Raw genomic sequence first — 20,616 nt, 5'->3', positions numbered from 1 at the left:
TGGTGGCATATGACGAACGCAAAGGACTTCTCCCTCGACGAGGCACTTGAGGCCACAGACAACTGGGACGACGACGATTTCGAGTCCGGCTACGCCGACGACGCCGATCCCGAGGTCGACCTGACGACCGGGGAACAGGATCTGGCCGAGCGCCACGCCCTGCGACGGGTGGACGGGCTGCGCACCGAGCTCGAGGACATCACCGAGGTCGAGTACCGCCAGCTCCGCCTCGAGCGCGTCATCCTGGTCGGGGTCTGGACCGAGGGCACGGTGGCTGACGCCGAGAACTCGATGGCCGAGCTCGCGCTGCTCGCCGAGACCGCCGGCTCCGAGGTGCTCGACGCGATCTACCAGCGTCGCCAGAAGCCCGACCCCGCGACCTACATCGGGCGCGGCAAGGTCGACGGGCTCCGCGAGATCGTCCAAGCGACCGGTGCCGACACGGTGATCCTCGACGGTGAGCTGGCACCGTCACAGCTGAGGAACCTCGAGGACAAGCTCAAGGTCAAGGCCGTCGACCGTACGGCGCTGATCCTCGACATCTTCGCCCAGCACGCCAAGAGCCGCGAGGGTCAGGCCCAGACCGAGCTGGCGCAGCTGCAGTACATGAAGCAGCGTCTGCGCGGGTGGGGTGGCAACCTGTCGCGCCAGGCCGGTGGCCGCGCGGCCGGCGGCGAGGGCATCGGTGGCCGTGGCCCCGGTGAGACCAAGATCGAGACCGACCGGCGCCGCATCAACGACAAGATCGCCAAGCTGCGCCGCGAGCTCAAGGCGATGAAGGGCACCCGGACCACCAAGCGGGCCGAGCGTCATCGCAACGCGATCCCGTCGGTGGCGATCGCGGGCTACACCAACGCCGGCAAGTCCTCACTGCTCAACCGGCTCACCGATGCCGGGGTGCTGGTCGAGGACTCCCTGTTCGCCACCCTGGACCCGACCACCCGGCGTACGACGACCGCGGACGGCCGGATCTACACGATGTCCGACACCGTCGGGTTCGTCCGGCACCTGCCCCACCAGCTGGTCGAGGCGTTCCGCTCGACGTTGGAGGAGGTGGCGGAGTCCGACCTGATCCTCCACGTCGTCGACGGGTCTCACCCCGACCCCGAGGGGCAGATCTCCGCGGTCCGGGAGGTGCTGGCCGAGATCGATGCCGCCAAGGTCCCCGAGCTGATCGTGATCAACAAGGCCGATGCGGCGGACCCGATGGTGCTGGCGCGCCTGCTGGCGCGCGAACCGCACTCCGTGGTGGTCTCGGCCAAGACCGGTGAGGGCATCGCCGAGGCGCTGGCGACCATCGAGGCGGAGCTGCCGCATCCCAGCATCGAGTTCTCGGCCCTGGTGCCCTACGAGCGCGGTGACCTGATCAACCGCCTGCATCAGAAGGGCGAGATCGACTCCATGGAGCACACGGGAGACGGCACGCTGGTGCGCGGTCGGGTCCACGAGGACCTCGCCGGAGAGCTCGCCGCCTACGCAGTCTGAGGGACGGCGGTGAAGACCGCCGCCCCTCAGTCCGTGCGGGTGCTTCAGGCGACCTGGATCTCTCCGTCGTCGTCGGCGTCCTCGTTCGCGCCGTTGCACAGGTCCCCGGCCACGTCGTCCTCGTCCTCGTCGGCGATGCCGTCGGCGTCAGCGTCGGCGTTGCCGTCGTTCACGCCGTCGCCGTCGGTGTCGTGCTCGTACCACTCGTCGCCGAAGTCGTTCTCGTCCTCGTCACGCAGGCCGTCGCCATCCGCGTCGCCGTCGTCAGCCACGCAGCGCTCATAGGCGTCGTCGGCGTCCTCGTTGGCGATGCCGTCGTCGTTGAAGTCCTCGTCGCCGTCCAGGGCGCCGTCCTTGTCGGTGTCGGCGATCCGCACGTTGGTCGTGCTTGAGCCGTCGTTGACCTCGTCGCCGTCGTCGTCGCCGTCCTTGTCGGTGTCGGCGACCCACGGGTCGGTGCGGTTGCGGTATTCCTGCAGGTTCTTCAGACCGTCGTGGTCCGCGTCGCGCGTGGCGTTGGCCTGGTGGGGGTTGAGGTTGTGCACGATCTCCCACCGGTTCGGCATCCCGTCACGGTCCCAGTCCCTACGCGAGGCGGCGTTGCTGGGGGCGGCGGCGGACAGGCAGAGCATGGTGGTTGCCGACAGGGCAACCAGGACGGTGGCCCCCCGGCGGGCACTGGTGCGTGTGAACATCGGATTCCTCGAAACTGTGCGGGACCCGGCCTCCCTGCCGGATCGATGTGCCCAGAGTCGCCCGACGTGCCGTTGCGCGGGCCGAAATGGCCGATGTCTTTACTTGCAGCGGGCACTGGTCCAGCGCGCGTCTGGAAACGCCGTCACGAAGCCTGCTGAGATGCGTCATATCCGGAGGCCCAGAGTCAGAATCGACGCAATCTCCTGCTCACAGCGACTCCAGGATGGCCCGGACGGCGTCTGCATCCTGCCGCGGATAGTCCCGCCACAGGGGTGCGAGCTCGGCCTCTGCGAACTCGAGCAGGCACCGGCCACACTCGGCTGCCGGCCTGGCCAGTGCCGCCGCGAGCGCGCGGCCGAGCTCCGGGTAGGCCGCCTCGAACCGGCGTAGCCCGTTGTAGGGATCCGGGGCGGATCCTGCTGTAGCGCTGGCGTGACGGCGGAGCACGGCGACCAGCCGGTGCAGGGCGTACCCGCGCAGGAGCTCGCCGGCCACGAGCTCCTCGCCACGAGCCGCGCGCCCGAGTCCGATGACCAGGAGGGCCAGGAAGATCCGGAAGTCGGTCAGGTCATCGGCCGGTGCCGCCGGAGGCCTGGTGACCAGCATCTGCTCGGTCACCGTCGAGCGGTCCAGCGCGACCCGGTAGGGGCTGCCGCCGAACGTCGCGAGGTCGTCGGCGTTGGCGACCGCGAACTCCAACACGGCTCCGGAGCGATAGACGACCTTCAGGCCGTGCTCGGTCTCGCGGGCCGCGAAGGCGATCTGGTCGCGGTCGGGAAGCCAGTCGAGGTGGGTGCGGAAGTGCTCCTCACGCCCTTGCCTGACCACCAGGTAGAAGTCATGGTCGGACCACGCATCGACCCGCTCGGTGGCCGCGGTCGAGCCCAGGAGCACCAGGCCTTCGACGTCGTCGTACGCCGCGACCGAGGCCACCAGGCGGTTGGTGTAGTCCTCGAACCGCTCCCTGATGTCCATCGGTCCAGCCTCCGGTACGCCCGGCGATGACACAACCGTGCAGCCTGCACGCTTCTGACGGCTGAATCGGCTCGTCGGACGTCACAACCGTGCAGTCGGCACCGTTGTGGCCTGTGGTGGGTCATGCCTGGCCGGGAAAGTGCGGCCGCCACGCGTCCGACAGGCGAGCCGGAAGCCCCGGCAGGCGCCGGTCGCGCAGCAGCGTCCAGATCCGGTGCAGGGTCCGTTCCGGGGTCTTGTACAGGCCAGGCGCCACGACGACGAGGAGGCGCCAGCCGTCGTCGTCGATCGCTTCGCGTCGCTCGAGATCTGCTGCCCACTGCCGCTCACGCTCGATGTGGTGTCGCCCGTCGTACTCCACGATGACCTTGACGCCGGGCCAACTCAGGTCGTAGCGCCGAACCGGCTGTCCGTAGACGTCGGTGATCGTGATGTTCACCAGGGGCTCGGGCAGCCCGGCGAGCACGATGAGCATGCGCAGACGCGACTCCATCGGTGAGTCCACCCGCTCTCGGACATAGCCCGCGGCTCGACGGGCCAGTGCTGCCTTCGGAAGACGGCTGGCTCGGCAGTGCTCGACCAACTCCGCCGGAGTGATCAATCCCCTGCGGACGATGTTGTCGCCGACCACGACCAGGTCGACGAGCGAGAGGTACGAGGCCAGCTCGACGAACATCTGGTCGACGGGGGAGACCCGGACGCCGTTCACGACGGTGACCTGCTGGCCCGACCGGACCAGGCACGTGATGCCGTGTCTGGTCCGACGCTGATCGGGGTGGACGACCGTGACCTGCTCCTCGGGAACCACCGGCAGGGGGACGCCGTGCAGCCGCGCGGCGCTCGCATGGCTCGCGAAGGCCATCGGGTGGAAGAGTGTCAGCGCCGCTCGCGCTCGCAGCGCCGGGGAGTCAGGGACGGTGGCATCCACATAGACCCCGCGGAAGATCCGTCGGAATCCCGACCCGCGCAGCAGCTTGGGGTGGACCCCGGCCGCCATCGCGTCGGCCCGGGTGAAGGGCCGCCTCGTGTCGAGGTCGGGTGCTGGGGCGCTCACCCGCTCAGACTGCCTGGGTCCGGGCCGCCGCCGCGCGCGTTGTCCACAGGCTCGGACCACGTGCCTCGCGTCAGAATCATGCCGCCTGCACGGTTGTGACCGTCCGGACAGCGAAATGCCCGTCACAAGCATGCTGCCTGCACGGTTGTGACGGGTCAGCGTGCCGAGGCCACGCTCTCCTCGCTGCCAGCGAGCTTCTGGGCCAGCCAGATCGGGATGATCGAGAGCAGGATGAGGGCTGCGGCGACCACGTTGACCACGGGCGCCTGGTTGGGTCGGAAGAGGTTGCTGTAGATCCAGATCGGCAGGGTCTCGACCGTGCCGGCGGTGAAGGTGGTCACGATGATCTCGTCGAAGCTGAGCGCGAAGGCCAACAGTCCGCCGGCCAGCAGAGCCGAGCGCAGCATCGGCAGGGTCACCAGGCGGAACGTGGTGAAGGTGCCGGCGCCCAGGTCCATCGACGCCTCCTCGAGGTTGCCGCCGAGTCGGCGCAGCCGGGCGACCGCGTTGTTGAAGACCGTCACGATGCAGAACGTGGCGTGCGAGACGACCAGGGTCCCGAAGCCCAGTTTCACCCCGAACATGGTGAGGAAGGCGTTGGCCAGGGCGATGCCGGTCACCACGCCTGGCAGAGCGATCGGCAGGATGATGAGGAGCGAGATCGTGTCCCGCCCGAAGAACGTGAAGCGCTGCAGGGCCAACGCGGCCATCGTGCCCAGCACCAGCGCGATGACCGTGGAGATCGCGGCCACCTCCACCGACACCAGGATCGCGCTGCGCGCACCCGAGGAGGAGAACGCGGCGCGCCACCACTCGGTGGTCAGACCGGTCGGGGGCCACGCGAACGTCTGGGAGGTGTTGAAGGAGTTCAGCAGCACCAGAGCCAGGGGCAGGTAGATGATCACCAGCGCCATGGCCGCGAAGGCGGCGAGCAGTCGACGGGTCAGGGGCGAGAAGCTCATAGGTTGTCCAGCGCTCCACTCCGGCGGGCCGCCGTCAGGTAGACCAGCATGATCACCACCGGGATCGTCGAGACCGCCGCCGCGAAGGGCATGTTGTTGCCGGTCAGGAAGTTGTCGTAGACGACGTTGCCGAGCATCTGGTTGGCGCCGCCCACGATCTTGACCGCGATGTAGTCACCCAGCGTCAGCGAGAAGGTGAAGATCGATCCGGCGATGAACGCCGGGAACAGCACGGGCAGCACGACCCGCCGCATCGTGGTGGCCGTGGTGGCCCCCAGGTCGGCAGAGGCCTCCAGCAGCGAGTTGGGCAGTCGCTCGAGGCCGGCGTACATCGGCAGGATCATGTAGGGCAACCACAGGTAGGCCAGCGTGATCACGGTCGCGGTGAGCCCGTAGCCCGGCGTGTCCAGGCCGAACGGCTGCGCGATCCAGGCGATCGGTCCCGAGGACGACAGCATGCCGCGCCAGGCGTAGGCCTTGACGAGGTACGACGCCCAGAGAGGTGTGAGCACCGCGATGACCAGGATCCTCTGGAGTCGCGGGGACGCCACCTTCGCCATGTAGAGGGCGATCGGGAGCGCGATCACCGCGTCGATCACCGTGACGCCCACGGCCACCAGCAGGGTGCGGATGGTGATGGTGCGGTAGACGTCGACGGTGAAGAGGTCGCGGAAGTTCTGCAGGGTCCACTCGCGGGTGACGGCGCCGGTGAATCCGTCGACGCTCCACACCGACGTGATGAACAGCGCCGCCAGGGCGCCCAGGTAGGCCACCCCCAGCCACAGCATGGGCGGCCCGAGGAGCAGCCCGAGCCGGAGCCGGGGGTGGCGGTGCAGGAGGCCGGACATCTAGCCCTTGATCTCGGTCCAGGCCGTGGTCCAGTCCTGATAGGTCGTGCACTTCACGTCGGTGCGACCGTCGAGGCACTTCTCGATCGGGGTGTTCCAGTAGTGGATCTTCTCCGCGTAGGCCTCGTCGCCGGCGTGGAAGGTCTCGCAGAACCCCTTCGAGGTCAGGTCGCAGGCCTTGGCGTTGGCCGGCGCCTCGCCGAACCACTCGGCCACCGCGGCGTTGGCCTCGGGGCTGATGATGTCGTTGAGCCAGGCGTAGGCACAGTTGGGGTGCTCGGTCTTCGAGCCGATCATCCAGGTGTCCGACCAGCCGGTGGAGCCCTCCTCGGGGAGGATCGCCTCGACCTTCGCCCCGTCGGCCTGCGCGTAGTTCGTGATCACCTGCCAGGTCGTGCCGACCAGGGTGTCTCCGGTGGAGAAGGCCTGGATCGCCTTCAGGTAGTCCGACCAGTACTCACCGACGTTCGGTCGCTGGGTCTTCAACAGGTCGACCGCCGCGGCCAGCTGGTCCTCGTCGAGCGCGTAGGGGTCCTTGATGCCCAGGTCGGGCTGCGTGTTCATGAGGTAGAGCGCAGCGTCGGCGATGTAGATGGGGGAGTCATAGGCGGTGACCTTGCCCTTGTACGGCGAGTCGGCCTCCCACACCACGCTCCAGCTGGTCGGGGCGGGCGTGACCTTCTCGGTGTTCCACATCAGCAGGTTGGCGCCGTAGCCGTGGGGGATGCCGTACATCTGTCCGTCGACGGAGTTCCAGTCGCGGTCCTTGAGGAAGCCCCACACGTCGGCGTAGTTGGGCACCAGGTCGGTGTTGACCGGTGCCACGTCGCCACCGGCGATCAACCGCAGGGAGGCGTCTCCGGAGGCGGACACGACGTCGTACTGCCCGGACTTCATGAGGTTGACGGCCTCGTCGGAGGTGCCGAAATACTTCACGTCGACCTGGCAGCCGGTCTTCTTCTCGAACGGGGTGACCCAGTCGACCGACTTGTCGGTGGAGCCGTCCTCGGCGTAGCCCGGCCAGGCCAGGACGCTCAATGAGTCCTCGTTGTCCCCGAGCTCCTCGGCCATGGGGATGTCGGGCACGTTGAAGGTGCCCCCGGCGCTGGTGCCCGGGTCGTTGCCGCCGCTGCCCGACTCGGTGCCGCAACCAGCAGCGACCAGGGCGAGGACTGCGGTGCCTGCCAGGGCGCGAAGCACGGTGGTGGTTCTCATGGTGTCTCCTTCTGGTGAGATCCCGAGGTGGGGGTCAGGTCGATCACGTGCTCGTCGGCCCAGGTCAGGCCGACGGGCTGGTCGGGTGCCAGCACCTGGTCGGCGGTGCCGTGCTGGTTCTGGCGCAGCACCGTGAGGGTGCCGCCAGCGTCGAGGTCGACGAGGTAGTGGTTGACCGAGCCCAGGTAGACCACGCTCGCCACGCGGCCGCGGGCGCGGGCGCCCGAGTCGGCGATGGTGATCTTCTCCGGGCGGATGCTGAAGGTGCCGTCGCGGCCGAACACCGACCTGGCCGCTGCTCCGGTGAGGAGGTTGGAGGTGCCGACGAAGCCGGCCACGAAGGAGCTGGCGGGGGTTTCGTAGAGTTCGGCGGGGGTGGCGACCTGTTCGATGTGGCCCTCGTTGAAGACCGCGATCCGGTCGCTCATGGTCAGCGCCTCCTCCTGGTCGTGGGTGACGAAGACGAAGGTGATGCCGACCTCGCGCTGGATGTCCTTGAGCTCGATCTGCATCTCGCGGCGCAGTTTGAGGTCGAGGGCGCCGAGGGGTTCGTCGAGGAGCAGCACCTTGGGGCGGTTGACCAGTGCCCGGGCCAGCGCGACGCGTTGGCGTTGACCGCCGGAGAGCTGGTGCGGACTGCGCTCGCCGAACTGACTCAGCTGCACGCTGGCCAGGGCGGCCTCGGCGCGTTCGGCGCGCTCCTTGCGGGGGACCTTCTTGACCCGCAGTCCGTATTCGACGTTCTCCCGGACATTCATGTGCGGGAACAGGGCGTAGTCCTGGAAGACGGTGTTGACGTCGCGGGCGAACGGGGGTCGGCCGGTGACGTCCTGGCCGCCGAGATGGATCCGGCCGGACGTGGGCTCCTCGAACCCCGCGATCATCCGCAGCACCGTGGTCTTGCCCGAGCCGCTGGGCCCCAGCATCGAGAAGAACTCACCGTCGGCGATCTCGAGGTTGACGCCGTCCACGGCCACCACGTCGCCGAAGCGCTTCGTGAGGTCCTCCATGCGGACGGAGGACACCGCGTCGTCGCTCATCGTCATCAACCGCTCCCGCTCGCCCGACCCTCCGAAGGCTGACCCTAGTGACGCGGAATCTGTCGTGCAATTAAAAGGTTGGTACCGATTTCGTTGCGATTTCCCTACGGGACGATTCAGTTCGTCGTCCCGTAGGGCTCGAGGTCACTGCGAGGCGGGCTCGTCCCCGCGGTGGCGACCCATCTGGTCGAACGCCGCCGGTTCCCGCATCCTCAGGAAGTGCGCCGAAACCACCCCGACCACGATCGCGACCAGGATCGTGGCCGGCAGTGTCCACCGCAGCGAGCTGGTCTCGCTGCCGATGAGGAACCCGAACTTCTTCGTGGCGTAGCCGGCGATGAAGAGCAGACCCAGTGCCGCGACCGCGGGAGCGACGGTCGACTTGAGCCGGTTGGTCTCCAGGCCGGCATTGCGGGCGAAGAAGACCACCACGGCCAGTGCGGAGGCGGCCATCAGGTAGGAGATGGCCAAGGTGCCCAGCTGGGTCAGCCACGGGAAGAGCTGCAGGTCGGGGGACTTGTCGGAGAGCACGAAGTAGCCCACGACCAGCGCCGCCAGCAGGCTCTGGCCCAGCGAGCCGGTGTGGGGTGAGAGGTGCACGGGGTGGGTCCGTCCCAGCGCCGAGGGCACGAGGCCTTCGCGACCGAGCGCGAACGTGTAGCGGGCGACCGCGTTGTGGAAGGCAAGGAGCGCGGCGAACAGGGAGCTGGCGAACAGGAACAACATCACCTTGTTGGTCAGGAAGTCGCCGAGGTAGGGCTGGGCCATCGCGAACATGAAGTTGGTCGGGGCGCCCAGCTCGGCGCCACCGATGAAGGCGACCAGGGTCTTGTCGTCGCCGTAGGCGTTGACCATCAGCCACGAGGTCAACATGAAGAACAGCCCGATGGTCAGGACGGCGATGTACGTCGCGCGGGGGACCGTGCGCACCGGCTCGCGGGCCTCCTCGGAGTAGATCGTGGTCGCCTCGAAGCCGACGAAGGACGCCGCGGCGAACAGCAGACCGATGGCCGGCACCCCGGAGGAGAGCGCGTCGAGGGTGAACGAGCTGCCGCTCAGCCCGCCGCCGCCACCGGCGCCGCCCTTGACCAGGACGAGCAGGTCGAAGATGAGGACGATCAGGAACTCACCGGCGACCAGGACACCGAGGACGCGCAGGGACAGGTCGATCTGGCGGTAACCGAGTACGGCGATCACGGCCATGGCCAGGAACGCCAGGACCCACCACTTCACCGTCACCCCGAAGGCGGAGTCCAGGAACCCGGCCGAGGCCACGCCCCACAGTCCGTAGAGCCCGATCTGCATGGCGTTGTAGCCCAGCAGCGCCACCCACGCTGCGGCGCCGCCGGCATAGCCGCCCATGGCGCGGGACACGTAGGCGTAGAAGGCGCCGGCCGAGGTGTGGTGCCGCGCCATGGCGACGTAGCCGACTGCGAACACGAGCATCAGCAGCGTCACCAGGAGATAGGAGAACGGTACGCCGACACCGTTGCCGAGCAGCATGGCGAAGGGCGCTCCACCGGCCATCCCGGTGAGTGGTGCGGCCGCCGAGATCACGAAGAACGCGATGGCGACGGCTCCGAGCCGTCCGGTTCGGAGGTGATGCGAGTCGCGGCGACTGATGGCGTCGGTCTGCTCGGCGTTGCTCATGGGGCTCCTCGTGCGACGGGCGGATGGCCTCCCCGAGGCTGTGGGCTGCATCACACACAGAGGCCGTTAGGATCCGTACGATAGGCCCCCGTGGCGGTCCTGCCAAGGGTTTGCGGGCAATTGGATTCCTCCTTGACCGACCCTGGGTCGGTGGATACGTTAGGACCCTAACGATCGCATGATGCAGGCAAGGAGAAGGTGATGGTGGACGACACCACTGCCCAGGTAGCGGGCGTGTCCGTTGACCTGAGGCACTGGATCGGGGGTCGGCGCGTTGCCTCGACAGGTCGCTTCGTCGACGTGTCCCCCATCGACGAGACCGAGATCGCGAGCCTCCATGCCGGGGGAGCGACCGAGGTCGACCTGGCCGTCCAGGCCGCTCGGGAGGCCTTCCCCGCCTGGGCCGCCCTCCCGGTGGCCGAGCGCTCCGCCATCCTGCGCCGCGTCGCAGACGGCATCGAGGCCAGGGTCGAGGACCTCGCCCAGGTGGAGACCCGCGACAACGGCTCCCTCCTGCGCAGCCACCGGCGGGGGGTGATGCCCCGGGTCGCGATGAACTTCCGGTTCTTCGCCGACTACGCCGAGAAGGAGCTCGGGCATCCCGACCTCGACGTGCGCGGTCACCGCGAGCGCATTTCCTACGACCCCGCCGGGGTCGTCGCGATCATCACGCCGTGGAACGCCCCCCTCATGTTGGCCAGCTGGCGGATCGGGCCCGCGCTGGCCGCCGGCAACACCGTCGTACTCAAGCCCCCGGAGTGGGCACCGCTGACCGCGAGCCTGCTCGCCGACATCATGCACGAGGCCGGTGTGCCGGCCGGGGTGTTCAACGTCGTCCAGGGGACCGGGCTCGAGGCGGGAGCACCGCTGACTGCGCACCCGGGCATCAACCGGCTCGCCTTCACCGGGTCGGTGCCCACCGCGGGGCGGGTGGCCGCCGCGGCCGCCGCCAACATCGTGCCGCTGTCGTTCGAGCTCGGCGGCAAGTCGCCGCTGGTGGTGTTCGCCGATGCCGACCTCGACCTCGCCGTGGACCTGGCCGTGGAGCAGTTCGACAACGCGGGGCAGGTCTGCCTCGGCGCCTTCCGGATCCTGGTGCAGGACACCATCGCCGACGCATTCCTCGAGCGGGTGATCGCGAAGGCACGGAACGTGCGCCAGGGCGACCCTCGCGAGGAGGACACCGACGTGTCCGCGATGGTCAGCCGCACCCACTTCGAACGGGTGTCCGGCTTCGTCGAGCGCGCGCTGGCCGACGGCGCCAGAGCGGTGCTCGGCGGTGGCCCCAACGACGACCTCGGCGGCCTGTTCTTCCGGCCCACGATCCTCGTGGACGCCCCTGCGGGCAGCGAGATCCTCACCGAGGAGGTGTTCGGTCCCGTGCTCACCGTGCAGACCTTCAGCGACGAGGAGCAGGCCGTCGAGCTGGCCAACGACACGCGCTTCGGCCTGGCCGCCACCCTGGTCACCGGCGACCGGGCTCGGGCCGAGCGGGTGAGCCACCGGCTCGAGGCCGGCACGGTGTGGGTCAACTGCTTCTTCGTGCGGGACCTGGGTGCGCCTTTCGGTGGCAACGGCAAGTCCGGCATCGGTCGCGAAGGCGGCATCTGGTCCTTCGACTTCTACACCGACATCAAGAACACAGTCTTTTCTCCCACCGGATGGATGGAGTCAGCTCATGGGTGAGGTGGTCGGGGCCGGACTGGTGGCGCACGTGCCGACCGTCGTACTGCCCGAGGAGGTGCGCCGCGAGCTCAACAACGGCTCGGACTTCACTCTGGTCGCAGGGCTGGAACAGTTGCGTCGCGAGGTCTTCGAGGTCCTCGACTACGACACCGTCGTGGTGCTCGACTCGCACTGGGCGACGACTGTCGAGTTCGTGGTGACCGGCCACGCGCGCCGCCACGGCCTCTTCACCTCCGAGGAGCTGCCTCGCGGGATGAGCCAGCGGCCCTACGACTTCGCCGGGGACCCCGAGCTTGCCCAGCTCATCGCCGGCCGGGCCGAGGCGAACTCGACCTGGATCACCTCGATCCAGGACGACTCACTGCCGATCTTCTACGCCACCACCAACGTGTGGGAGTACCTCGGCCGGGGACTGCCCGACAAGCGCTGGATCTCCATCGGGGTGTGTCAGACCGCAGACGGCGAGGACGCCCTGCGGCTGGGCCGAGCACTCGGCCAGGCGATCGCGGAGTCGGACCGCAAGGTCCTGCTGGTGGCCTCCGGCGCCATGTCGCACACGTTCTGGCCCCTGCGTCAGCTGCGCGATCACGAAGCCGCGGGGGCCGAGCACATCTTCAGTCCTGAGGCCTACGCCGCCGACCAGGAGCGGATCGGCTGGCTCAAGGACGGTGACCATGCCCGGGTCCTCGACACGATGCCCGAGTTCCTGAGATTCCGGCCCGAGGCCAAGTTCATGCACCACCTGATGATGCTGGGCGCCATCGGCGAGGGTGACTGCACTGCCCCCGCCCGGCAGTACGGCGAGTACGAGAACTCCATCGGCACCGGGCAGGTGATCCTGTGGTTCGACCGCCCCGAGGATGGGTTCCCGGCCCCGCGCCCGACCCCGATCGACCCCGACTACGCCCGGCAGACGGCCGGCCCCGATCTGACCGCCGCCGGCTGAGGCCCACCAACCGGAAGTGAGAAGGAACCCGCATGAGAGAGACCCGCCGCATCCTGCTCGACGGCAACCCCGTCGACGTCGTACGCCGGGGTGAGTCGCTGGTGGCCGGGGACGGCCGTGAGGTGGCGATCGCCGACGCGGTCCACCTGCCCCCGGTCACCCCCTCGAAGATCGTCTGCGTCCACCTGAACTACGTGAGCCGGGTCAGGGAGATGCTGCAGACGCTGCCCCCGGCGCCGACGTACTTCCACAAGCCGGTCTCGGCGCTCAACTCACACGACGCCGCCGTCGTGCGCCCGGAGTTGTGCAAGTGGCTCAACTACGAGGGCGAGATCGCCATCGTGATCGGGCGGACCTGCCGCAATGTGTCGCCGGCGGAGGCGGGCGACTACATCCGGGGCTACACGGTGGCCAACGACTACGGGCTGCACGACTTCCGCGAGACCGACTCGGGGTCGATGCTGCGGGTCAAGGGTGCCGACACCCTGTGCCCGGTCGGCCCGGGGGTGGTGGAGGGCTGGGACTTCCGTGGCAAGCAGATCCGGACCCTGGTCAACGGCGAGGTGAAGCAGGACGGCAACACCGACGAGATGGAGTGGGACATGCACTACCTGGTCGCCGACATCGCCCGCACGATCACCCTGCAGCCCGGCGACCTGCTGCTCTCCGGCACCCCGGCGATCTCACGCACGGTCTATCCCGGTGACGTCGTCGAGGTGGAGGTCGAGGGCCTCGGCACCCTGCGCAACCACATCGTCTCCGGCCCGACCCCGATCCGCACCGACGTGGGCGCCCAGCCCACCGAGACCGAGGAGGTCCTGTCGACCGCCCAGGGCGGCGACTGGGAGTTCCGCGGCATTCGCCCGCCGCTGCCCCCGGGCAGCGAGAGATGAACCGACCGCTCATCGCCATCCCGGCGCGCTTCTCGACCACCGCGTCGGCATTGCGGCACCGTGCCGAGGTCGGCTCGCGAAACCTGCTGTCGGCCGTCTTCGCCGCCGGTGGTGACCCTGTCCTGGTGCATCCCAGCGCGCCCGGCGCCGTGGTGGAAGACACCGAGGTCGCCGACCGGGTCTCCTGGGCGGCCGGCATCCTGCTGCCCGGCGGGGGTGACCTGTCCTCGCGCTGGTCCGGTCAGGCACCGCACCCCAGCCTGTACGACGTCGACGAGGAGCAGGACGCCTTCGACCTCGCACTGGCCCGAGTGGCGCTCGAGCGGGGCATCCCGTTGCTCGCGATCTGCCGTGGGATGCAGGTGGTCAACGTGGCTCTCGGTGGCACGCTGGTGCTCGACATGGACAGCGAGCCCGTCGGGGCCGCTCGCAACCACCGCAACCATCGGCACCACATCAGCGTCCAGGCCGGCTCGCAGCTCGCCTCGGTGGTGGGGGAGCGGCTCGACGTGTCCTGCTACCACCACCAGTGCGTGGCGATCCCGGGCGCGGGACTGCGGGTGACGGCCAGGTCGGAGGAAGGCGTCATCGAGGCGCTCGAGCTCGAGCAGTCCCGAGGCTGGTTCCAAGGCATCCAGTGGCATCCCGAGGACACCTGGGAGAGCGACTCGCGTCAGCTCTCGGTGGTGGCGGCACTCGTGTCGGCGTCGCGCTCCTCGACGGTCGACACGATCTGACGAAGGGCCACGGTCAGCTGCTGGACCTGCTCGGCGTCGAGTCCGCTGACGATCCGCGCCTCGGCGCTGTTGAACTCGGGGAACAGGGTCTCCATGAGCTCGTTGCCCTCGGGAGTGAGCTCGAGGCCGACCAGGCGGCGGTCCACGGTGCTCGGCACCCGGCGTACCAGCCCGCGGTTGACCAGGGTGTTGGTGACGCCGGTCAGCGTCGCCTTGGAGATGCCGACGTTCTCGGCCACCCGGCGGGTCTCCATCCGGTCCCAGATCCACAGCAGCCACAGCACCAGGAACCCGGTCCAGGTCAGCTCGTGGCGGCGTAGCACCGTGTTCGTCAGATGGCTGCGCGCGGAGTTGGCGGCCCGGTAGAGGCTCGACACGGCCTGCATCGCCCCGAAGTCGAGCGACAGGTGCCCGACGTGTTCGAGGGTTGCCTGCTCGGTCTCCTCGAGCGTGTGCTGATCTGGCATGGCGACGAGCCTAACCGGCGCGAATCACGTCAAGGTGGCCAGGGAGCGTCCGCCGTTCCAGACCACGCCCACCTGACGGTAGTAGCCGCCGATCACCTCGTCGACGCTGAGGCGGGAGAGCTCCTCGGTGGGTGAGTCGTAGAGGTTGAGCTCGACATCGCCGGACCAGGACTGGCCGCCGGCGAACTCGGCGCCGCCGGACTCGATGAGCTCGGCATAGGCGTCCCCGGGGCCGGCCATGTTCGGGTACACCCGGTGGTGGGCCATCTTGTGGCCGTTGACGAAGCCGTTGGTCTCGGACTCCTCGCGCAGGGTGAGCACGGCGTCCGCCAGACGGCGGTCACCGGCGGCCAGGGTGGCGCCGAACATCCCGCCGGGACCGATCACGGGGGAGGCGTGGGGGAAGGCGTGTGGCCGGGTCTGCCACATCGAGCCCAGCTTCTTGGGGTAGCCCTGGTGCATGCCTCGGGCGATCGCGAAGTCCTTGTCCACCCAGATGTAGACGCACCGTGAGTAGGTCCGGCCCTCGAACGTGCAGCGCACCACGACGAAGGTCTCCTTGTACTGCGAGCGCACCGGGTCGAGCAGTTCCTCGCGCGAGGAGGAGCAGGACTGCCAGTCCGCCCAGATGAGGGCCACCGCTCCGGGGTCCTCCGCGGCGAGGGTCAGGGGAGCAGGCAGCAGCTCGGCCACCCGGGCCGGGTCGGTGCGGTACTCCACAGTGAGCAGGTCGCCGGAGTAGAACCACGGGGGAGACGGGATGAGCGATGCCTGTCCGGTCGCCGTACGCGGGAAGAAGAACCCGTTCATCTGGGTCATGGTGCTCCTCGGTGACTGGTCGTTAGGATCCGTACGATAGCGGTGGACCGAGATGAAGGGAACCCCTTGCCGCCGCCGTGGCCCGCCGCTATTGTTCGGACCCTAACGAGTTTCCGGACAATCCAGGACGGTATCCATGGCTCACTTCGACACCTCAGGACTGCAGCCCGCAGCCGACCGGCTCACCGAGCAGGGGATCGACGTGGTCCGGCTCGGTTATGCCGACCTCATCGGCACCGACCGCGGCCGCGACCTGCTGGTCAACCGCTTCGCGCGTACGGCGGGCAGCGGAGTGGCGTTCTGTCGGTCGGTCTACGGCACCACGCCCCTGGGTGGGGTCGTCGACATGGATGGTGGCCTCTCCGACGGACTGCCCGACCTGGTGGCCTTCCCCGACGTCGACACCTTGCTGCCGGTGCCGTGGGAACCCGGGGTGGCGCACTGCATCGCCGACCTGTTCAACCCGGACGGCTCGCCCTCGCAGGAGAGCCCCCGCACGGTGCTGCGCAACGTCGTGCACCGCTTCGCCGAGCTGGGCATGGAGCCGATGGTCGGTCCCGAGTTGGAGTTCTACGTCCTGGAGGAGGCGCCCGAGTCCCCGTCGGGCTGGCGCCGCTACGGCGAGGGCACCGGCAACGTCTACGTCTCCGGCCTCAAGGGCGACCCGGAGAACGTGCTGCTCAAGAGCCTGCGTCAGCTCGGGGACTACGGCATCGAGGTGGTGGCGGCGAACCACGAGTTCTCCTCCGGCCAGTTCGAGATCAACATGTGGCACGGCGAGGCCCTGGACGCCGCCGACCGCGCCCACCGGTTCAAGGCCGCGATCAAGGAGCTGGCGCGCCAACAGGGCCGGCTCGCCACCTTCATGCCGAAGCCGTTCAACGACGAGGGCGGCTCCGGCTACCACCTGCACTTCTCGACCTGGTCCGAGGACGGACGGCCGCTCTTCGACGACCCCGAGGGCCCGGACGGGCTGTCGGTGGTCGCGCGGCAGATGATCGCCGGGATCCTGGCCCATGCCCCCGCCCTGGCCGCGTTGGCCAACCCGACCGTCAACTCCTACAAGCGCTTCGGCCCCGACACGTTGGCACCGTGGCTCATCGACTGGGGGATGGACAACCGCAGTGCGATGGTGCGCATCCCCCCCGAGCGCGGCAACGCCTCGCGCCTGGAGCTGCGGCTCGGCGACGCGAGCGCGAACTCCTACCTGATCATCGCCGGGATGCTCGCCGCGGCCTACCTCGGTGTCCAGCACGAGCTCGAACCGTCCGAGCCGCTGGTCGGCTACGGCTACGACGTGACCAAGGCCGACAAGCTCCCGACCAGCCTGGGCGCGGCCCTCGACGCCCTCGAGGCCGACACCGACCTGATCGACGTCCTCGGCCTGTCGTTCGTCAAGGCCTTCACCACCTACAAGCGCGACGAGATCGATCGCTTCAACACGTGGATCACGGACTGGGAGTTCCGCGAGTACACCTACCACCTCTGATCCGGACCGCATCCCAAGGAGAATCACTGTGCCCCGACACGAGCCCGTCCCCCTGGACCAGGTCGACCTCGCCGACATCGACAGCTTCGCCGACGGCGGCGGCTACGCCCAGTTCGACACCCTGCGCGCCGAGGCACCGGTGCACTGGAACCCCGAGGCCGAACCCAATTCCGGCTTCTGGTCGGTGACCCGCTACGAGGACATCTGGACGGTGGACAAGGACGACGAGACCTTCACCTCGACGAAGTTCGTCAACCTCGAGGAGGTCGACGACGACCTGATGGACTTCCGGCGCTCGATGCTGGAGACCGACGGGATCCGCCACCAGGCGCTGCGTCGGCTGATCCAGCGCGAGTTCACGCCTCGCAACCTGATGAAGAACTACGAGAGCTTCCTACGTGAGCTGACCCGCAACACCATCGACACTGCACTGGAGCAGGAGGAGTTCGACTTCGTCTCCTCGATCAGTGCCGACTTCCCGATCCAGGTGCTGGCCAGGCTGCTCGACGTACCCAAGGAGGACACCGCGCAGCTCATCGCCTGGGGCAACGAGTTCGTCGGCAACACCGACCCCGACTACACGGCCTACCGGGCCGACCTGCCCGACAGCGACCAGTACAAGCACCTGCCGTTCCGGTCCCCGACGGTTCAGGAGGTGTGGGACTACGGTCAGGACCTGCGCGAACGCCGCGTCGGTGGCGAGGGCACCGACCTGATCTCGATCCTCGCCAACAAGCTGCCCGACGACGGGGTCCCGCTGACGCAGGTCGACTTCAACAACTACTTCACCCTGCTCGTGATCGCCGGCAACGAGACCACCCGCCACGCGATCAGCAACACGATGCTCGGGCTCATCGAGCAGCCCGACCAGTTGCGCACCCTGCAGGAGCGCCCCGAGCTCATGCCGACCGCCGTCGAGGAGATGTTGCGCTGGGCCTCGCCGGTGTTCCACTTCCGTCGTACCGCGACGCGCGATGTGGTGATGCACGACCAGGTCATCAAGGAGGGCGACAAGGTCGTGATGTGGTTCGCGTCGGGGAACCGCGACGAGCGGGCCTTCGAGGACCCCTACTCGATCGACGTGACCCGCACCAACGTCGACCACATGACCTTCGGCAAGGGCAGCCCGCACCTGTGCCTGGGCAACAACCTCGCCCGCATGGAGGTGCGCCTGATGTTCGAGGAGCTGCTGCCCCGGATCAAGGACATCGAGCTGACCGGCGAGGTCCAGCGGGTGCGCAGCAACTTCGTCAACGGGATCAAGAAGTTCCCGGTGCGGCTCACGCCTGCCTGACTCCTCTACTGTGGGTGGGTGATCCCACGATGAGCAAGATGGACGGCCTGCGCGCGATGCGCGAAGCGCGTTACGAGCAGGCGGCCGGTGCTGCGAAGAAGGCAGCTCCCCGGCGTCCTGCACCCGTGGCTCCTGCGCTCACGCCCGAGGTGGACGCGGACTCTCCCGCGACGCAACGGCTGTGCGGCCATCGGGCGATCGGTGGGCGCACCTGCACCCGCGAGCACGGGCACGCAGCCAAGAGCCACCGCTACAGCTGATCCACCCCCGATTCCCCGATCAGCGGATGCCCGTCTCCTCGGCCACCAGGCGGTCCATGATCCGGCTGACCTGGGTGGCGGCGGCGTCGCTGGCGAGGGCGACCTCGGCCCGCGGGCCGTCCTCGTCGAGCATGGCCTGCATGGTCTCGAGCGTGGAGCGGACTGTCAGGTAGTAGCGGCGCATCAGGGCCCGGGCGGTGCCGGTCGCCGCCGGCGAGGTCGCGAAGTTCCGGCTCACCTGCCAGCTGTGCCGCGTGCTGCCCTCGTCCAGGGGCGTCAGGGCGTGGGTGAACACGAAGGTGTGCTCTCCCTCTGACTCGACGGTGACCACCCAGCGATCCACCCAGAGGCCGGGGGAGTGGAACTCGCCCTCCTCGCGCTGGACGTGCCGGGCGTCCTCGGGCAGCCCCAGCAACTGCGCGTGCCACGACGCCACGGGTGAGGCAGGGTAGCTCCGCGAGAACGACATCGTGGTCTCGCTGACCCGGACGTCGAGGGGCGGCGGCGTACCGGCCGTCAGGGCCGGTGGAGCGATCTCCGGATCCACCAGTGGCACGTGGGTGATGTCGGCGAAGTTCTCCTGCATCAGCCGCAGTGACGCGGCCGTCTCCCAGGTCTCGCCGAAGGACACCCAGGCTGGATCCTCCAACCACGGAGTCGTCGGCGGGCGCCGCAGGGCCGCCAGCCGTGGGTCGCCGGCCCACACCCAGACGAAGTGGCCGTCCTCGTGGACCGGGAACGCGCGCACCCGAGCGCCGTACGGCACGTTGTCCTGCGTCGGCACCCGTGTGCACGTCCCGTCGGGGGCGTAACGGAAGCCGGTGTACGCCGCCACGAGGTCGTCACCCACGACGTTCCCGGCACTCAACGGCACCGGCTTGTGCGCGCAGCGGTCCTCGAGGGCGACGACCTGCCCGGTGGTGGTGCGGTACAGCGCGATCCGTTGGCCGAGTGCCCGGCGCGCCAGCGGCGTGCGGCCGACCTCCTCGACTCCGGCGACGACGTACCAGGCGTTGTGCGGCACGTCGCGACAGCGGCGGCTCATGCGTCCAGCACCAGTCGTGCTGAGCGGCACCGCGAGACACAGACCATCATGGCGTCGTTCTCTTCCTGCTCGTCCTCGTCGAGCACCGAGTCACGGTGGTCGACCTCGCCCTCGATCACGCCGGTCTCACAGGTGCCGCAGATGCCCTCGAGGCACGATCCGAGGACGGGTACGCCGGCTGCGCGCATCGCCTCGAACACCGACTGTTCCGGTGGGACGGTCACGGTGAGGCCCGAGCGCTGCAGCACCAGCTCGAAGGAGGTGTCCTCACCCTCGTCCTGACGCGGCTTCGCCGAGAAGCGCTCGAGGTGCAACGCGCCCGGTGGCCACTGTGTGCAGGCCGACTCGACCGCGGCCAGGAGCGGTTCCGGGCCGCAGCAGTAGACGAGCGTCTGGGGGGCCGGGGTGCCCAGGATCGTGGCGAGATCGAGGATGCCCTTCTCGTCCTGCGGGACCAGGTGCACGCGGTCGCCGTACGCGGCGAGGGTGTCGAGATAGGCCATCGACGCCAGGGAGCGGCCGCCGTAGTGCAGCTCCCACGTGGCGCCGGCGGCCTCGGCGGCCTCGATCATCGGCAGCATCGGGGTGATGCCGATGCCGCCGGCGATGAAGACGTAGCGCGGTGAGGCCAGCATCGGGAAGTGGTTGCGCGGCCCGCGGATCCGGAGCTCGTCGCCCGCGGCCAGCTCGTGGACCCGTAGGGAGCCGCCCCGGCTCTGGGGTGCCTTGAGCACCGCCACCTGGTAGCGGACCGGGTCGGCCGGGCTGCCGCAGAGGGAGTACTGCCGGGTGGTGTCGGCGGACAGGAGCAGGTCGATGTGGGCCCCGGGCGTCCAGGGAGGCAGGGGTGAGCCGTTGTGGGCCTCGAAGCTGATCTCGACGACGTCGTCGGCGACGGGTGACACGCTGCTGACACGCACGTCGGCCTCGAACTCGCTGACCAGGGTCTCGGTTGCCTGCGTCATTCTCACCGTCCCGGGTGGGGGTCTCGCCTACTCTCGCGAAAACCGTTAGGCTCCAAACGATAGAGGTGTCGAGGGCGACCGGCAAGGGGT

General features: G+C 68.8%; 20 protein-coding genes. 8 read left to right on the top strand and 12 right to left on the bottom strand.

Going from position 1 to position 20,616, the window contains the following annotated elements; all coding sequences use genetic code 11:
• Nucleotides 1-9: 9 nt before the first annotated feature.
• Nucleotides 10-1,485, top strand: a complete 1,476-nt coding sequence (gene hflX / locus AB7I40_RS03320) for a GTPase HflX (protein ID WP_428343623.1) — start codon at nucleotides 10-12, stop codon at nucleotides 1,483-1,485.
• A gap of 44 nt (nucleotides 1,486-1,529) precedes the next feature.
• Here the strand turns inward: hflX and AB7I40_RS03315 are convergent, their stop codons facing one another.
• The 8 genes from AB7I40_RS03315 to AB7I40_RS03280 all read right to left on the bottom strand — a co-directional run bounded on the left by AB7I40_RS03315 (nucleotide 1,530) and on the right by AB7I40_RS03280 (nucleotide 9,925).
• Nucleotides 1,530-2,180, bottom strand: a complete 651-nt coding sequence (locus tag AB7I40_RS03315) for a hypothetical protein (RefSeq protein WP_428343622.1) — start codon at nucleotides 2,178-2,180, stop codon at nucleotides 1,530-1,532.
• A 208-nt stretch (nucleotides 2,181-2,388) separates the two neighbouring features.
• Entirely contained in the window at nucleotides 2,389-3,156 is a 768-nt protein-coding gene (locus AB7I40_RS03310) for a hypothetical protein (protein WP_428343621.1), read from the bottom strand.
• 121 nt (nucleotides 3,157-3,277) lie between these two features.
• The gene (locus tag AB7I40_RS03305) at nucleotides 3,278-4,210 is read right to left on the bottom strand and encodes a hypothetical protein (protein WP_428343620.1); all 933 of its coding nucleotides are present in this window, start codon (nucleotides 4,208-4,210) and stop codon (nucleotides 3,278-3,280) included.
• 155 nt (nucleotides 4,211-4,365) lie between these two features.
• Nucleotides 4,366-5,172: an ABC transporter permease gene (locus AB7I40_RS03300; protein WP_428343619.1), complete on the bottom strand. Its 807-nt coding sequence runs from the start codon at nucleotides 5,170-5,172 to the stop codon at nucleotides 4,366-4,368.
• The gene (locus AB7I40_RS03295) at nucleotides 5,169-6,020 is read right to left on the bottom strand and encodes an ABC transporter permease (protein ID WP_428343618.1); all 852 of its coding nucleotides are present in this window, start codon (nucleotides 6,018-6,020) and stop codon (nucleotides 5,169-5,171) included. The genes AB7I40_RS03300 and AB7I40_RS03295 overlap by 4 nt, the downstream gene beginning before the upstream one ends.
• Nucleotides 6,021-7,235 carry an ABC transporter substrate-binding protein gene (locus tag AB7I40_RS03290; RefSeq protein ID WP_428343617.1) on the bottom strand — a complete coding sequence of 405 codons (1,215 nt, stop codon included), beginning with the start codon at nucleotides 7,233-7,235 and terminating at the stop codon, nucleotides 6,021-6,023.
• Entirely contained in the window at nucleotides 7,232-8,281 is a 1,050-nt protein-coding gene (locus tag AB7I40_RS03285) for an ABC transporter ATP-binding protein (RefSeq protein WP_428343616.1), read from the bottom strand. The genes AB7I40_RS03290 and AB7I40_RS03285 overlap by 4 nt, the downstream gene beginning before the upstream one ends.
• Before the next feature lie 138 nt (nucleotides 8,282-8,419).
• On the bottom strand, nucleotides 8,420-9,925 hold the full coding sequence (locus AB7I40_RS03280; RefSeq protein ID WP_428343615.1) for an APC family permease: 1,506 nt from the start codon (nucleotides 9,923-9,925) through the stop codon (nucleotides 8,420-8,422).
• A 201-nt stretch (nucleotides 9,926-10,126) separates the two neighbouring features.
• Here AB7I40_RS03280 and AB7I40_RS03275 point away from each other — a divergent pair, with 201 nt between their 5' ends.
• The 4 genes from AB7I40_RS03275 to AB7I40_RS03260 are packed head-to-tail and all read left to right on the top strand — an operon-like array spanning nucleotide 10,127 to nucleotide 14,187.
• On the top strand, nucleotides 10,127-11,611 hold the full coding sequence (locus AB7I40_RS03275; protein ID WP_428343614.1) for an aldehyde dehydrogenase: 1,485 nt from the start codon (nucleotides 10,127-10,129) through the stop codon (nucleotides 11,609-11,611).
• Nucleotides 11,604-12,557: a catechol 1,2-dioxygenase gene (locus tag AB7I40_RS03270; protein ID WP_428343613.1), complete on the top strand. Its 954-nt coding sequence runs from the start codon at nucleotides 11,604-11,606 to the stop codon at nucleotides 12,555-12,557. The genes AB7I40_RS03275 and AB7I40_RS03270 overlap by 8 nt, the downstream gene beginning before the upstream one ends.
• A gap of 32 nt (nucleotides 12,558-12,589) precedes the next feature.
• Complete coding sequence (locus AB7I40_RS03265; RefSeq protein ID WP_428343612.1) at nucleotides 12,590-13,450, top strand: fumarylacetoacetate hydrolase family protein; 861 nt, start codon at nucleotides 12,590-12,592, stop codon at nucleotides 13,448-13,450.
• A complete protein-coding gene (locus AB7I40_RS03260) occupies nucleotides 13,447-14,187 on the top strand; it encodes a gamma-glutamyl-gamma-aminobutyrate hydrolase family protein (RefSeq protein ID WP_428343611.1) in 741 nt (246 codons plus the stop codon). The genes AB7I40_RS03265 and AB7I40_RS03260 overlap by 4 nt, the downstream gene beginning before the upstream one ends.
• Here the strand turns inward: AB7I40_RS03260 and AB7I40_RS03255 are convergent.
• Nucleotides 14,124-14,654: a MarR family winged helix-turn-helix transcriptional regulator gene (locus AB7I40_RS03255; RefSeq protein WP_428343610.1), complete on the bottom strand. Its 531-nt coding sequence runs from the start codon at nucleotides 14,652-14,654 to the stop codon at nucleotides 14,124-14,126. The genes AB7I40_RS03260 and AB7I40_RS03255 overlap by 64 nt on opposite strands.
• A gap of 24 nt (nucleotides 14,655-14,678) precedes the next feature.
• Complete coding sequence (locus tag AB7I40_RS03250) at nucleotides 14,679-15,473, bottom strand: acetoacetate decarboxylase family protein (RefSeq protein ID WP_428343609.1); 795 nt, start codon at nucleotides 15,471-15,473, stop codon at nucleotides 14,679-14,681.
• 136 nt (nucleotides 15,474-15,609) lie between these two features.
• Here AB7I40_RS03250 and AB7I40_RS03245 point away from each other — a divergent pair, with 136 nt between their 5' ends.
• The 3 genes from AB7I40_RS03245 to AB7I40_RS03235 are packed head-to-tail and all read left to right on the top strand — an operon-like array spanning nucleotide 15,610 to nucleotide 18,516.
• Nucleotides 15,610-16,962 carry a glutamine synthetase family protein gene (locus AB7I40_RS03245; protein WP_428343608.1) on the top strand — a complete coding sequence of 451 codons (1,353 nt, stop codon included), beginning with the start codon at nucleotides 15,610-15,612 and terminating at the stop codon, nucleotides 16,960-16,962.
• A 28-nt stretch (nucleotides 16,963-16,990) separates the two neighbouring features.
• A complete protein-coding gene (locus tag AB7I40_RS03240; protein WP_428343607.1) occupies nucleotides 16,991-18,256 on the top strand; it encodes a cytochrome P450 in 1,266 nt (421 codons plus the stop codon).
• 29 nt (nucleotides 18,257-18,285) lie between these two features.
• Nucleotides 18,286-18,516: a hypothetical protein gene (locus AB7I40_RS03235; protein ID WP_428343606.1), complete on the top strand. Its 231-nt coding sequence runs from the start codon at nucleotides 18,286-18,288 to the stop codon at nucleotides 18,514-18,516.
• A gap of 19 nt (nucleotides 18,517-18,535) precedes the next feature.
• Here the strand turns inward: AB7I40_RS03235 and AB7I40_RS03230 are convergent, their stop codons facing one another.
• Together AB7I40_RS03230 and AB7I40_RS03225 are read right to left on the bottom strand one after the other, a co-directional pair.
• The gene (locus AB7I40_RS03230; RefSeq protein WP_428343605.1) at nucleotides 18,536-19,561 is read right to left on the bottom strand and encodes an aromatic ring-hydroxylating dioxygenase subunit alpha; all 1,026 of its coding nucleotides are present in this window, start codon (nucleotides 19,559-19,561) and stop codon (nucleotides 18,536-18,538) included.
• Nucleotides 19,558-20,526, bottom strand: a complete 969-nt coding sequence (locus AB7I40_RS03225) for a PDR/VanB family oxidoreductase (protein WP_428343604.1) — start codon at nucleotides 20,524-20,526, stop codon at nucleotides 19,558-19,560. The genes AB7I40_RS03230 and AB7I40_RS03225 overlap by 4 nt, the downstream gene beginning before the upstream one ends.
• Nucleotides 20,527-20,616: the final 90 nt, after the last annotated feature.

This window comes from Nocardioides sp. (assembly GCF_050246775.1).
Taxonomy (GTDB): domain Bacteria; phylum Actinomycetota; class Actinomycetes; order Propionibacteriales; family Nocardioidaceae; genus Nocardioides.
Note: the sequence above shows the minus strand (reverse complement) of the source record. Positions and strands in the feature narration are given on the sequence as shown.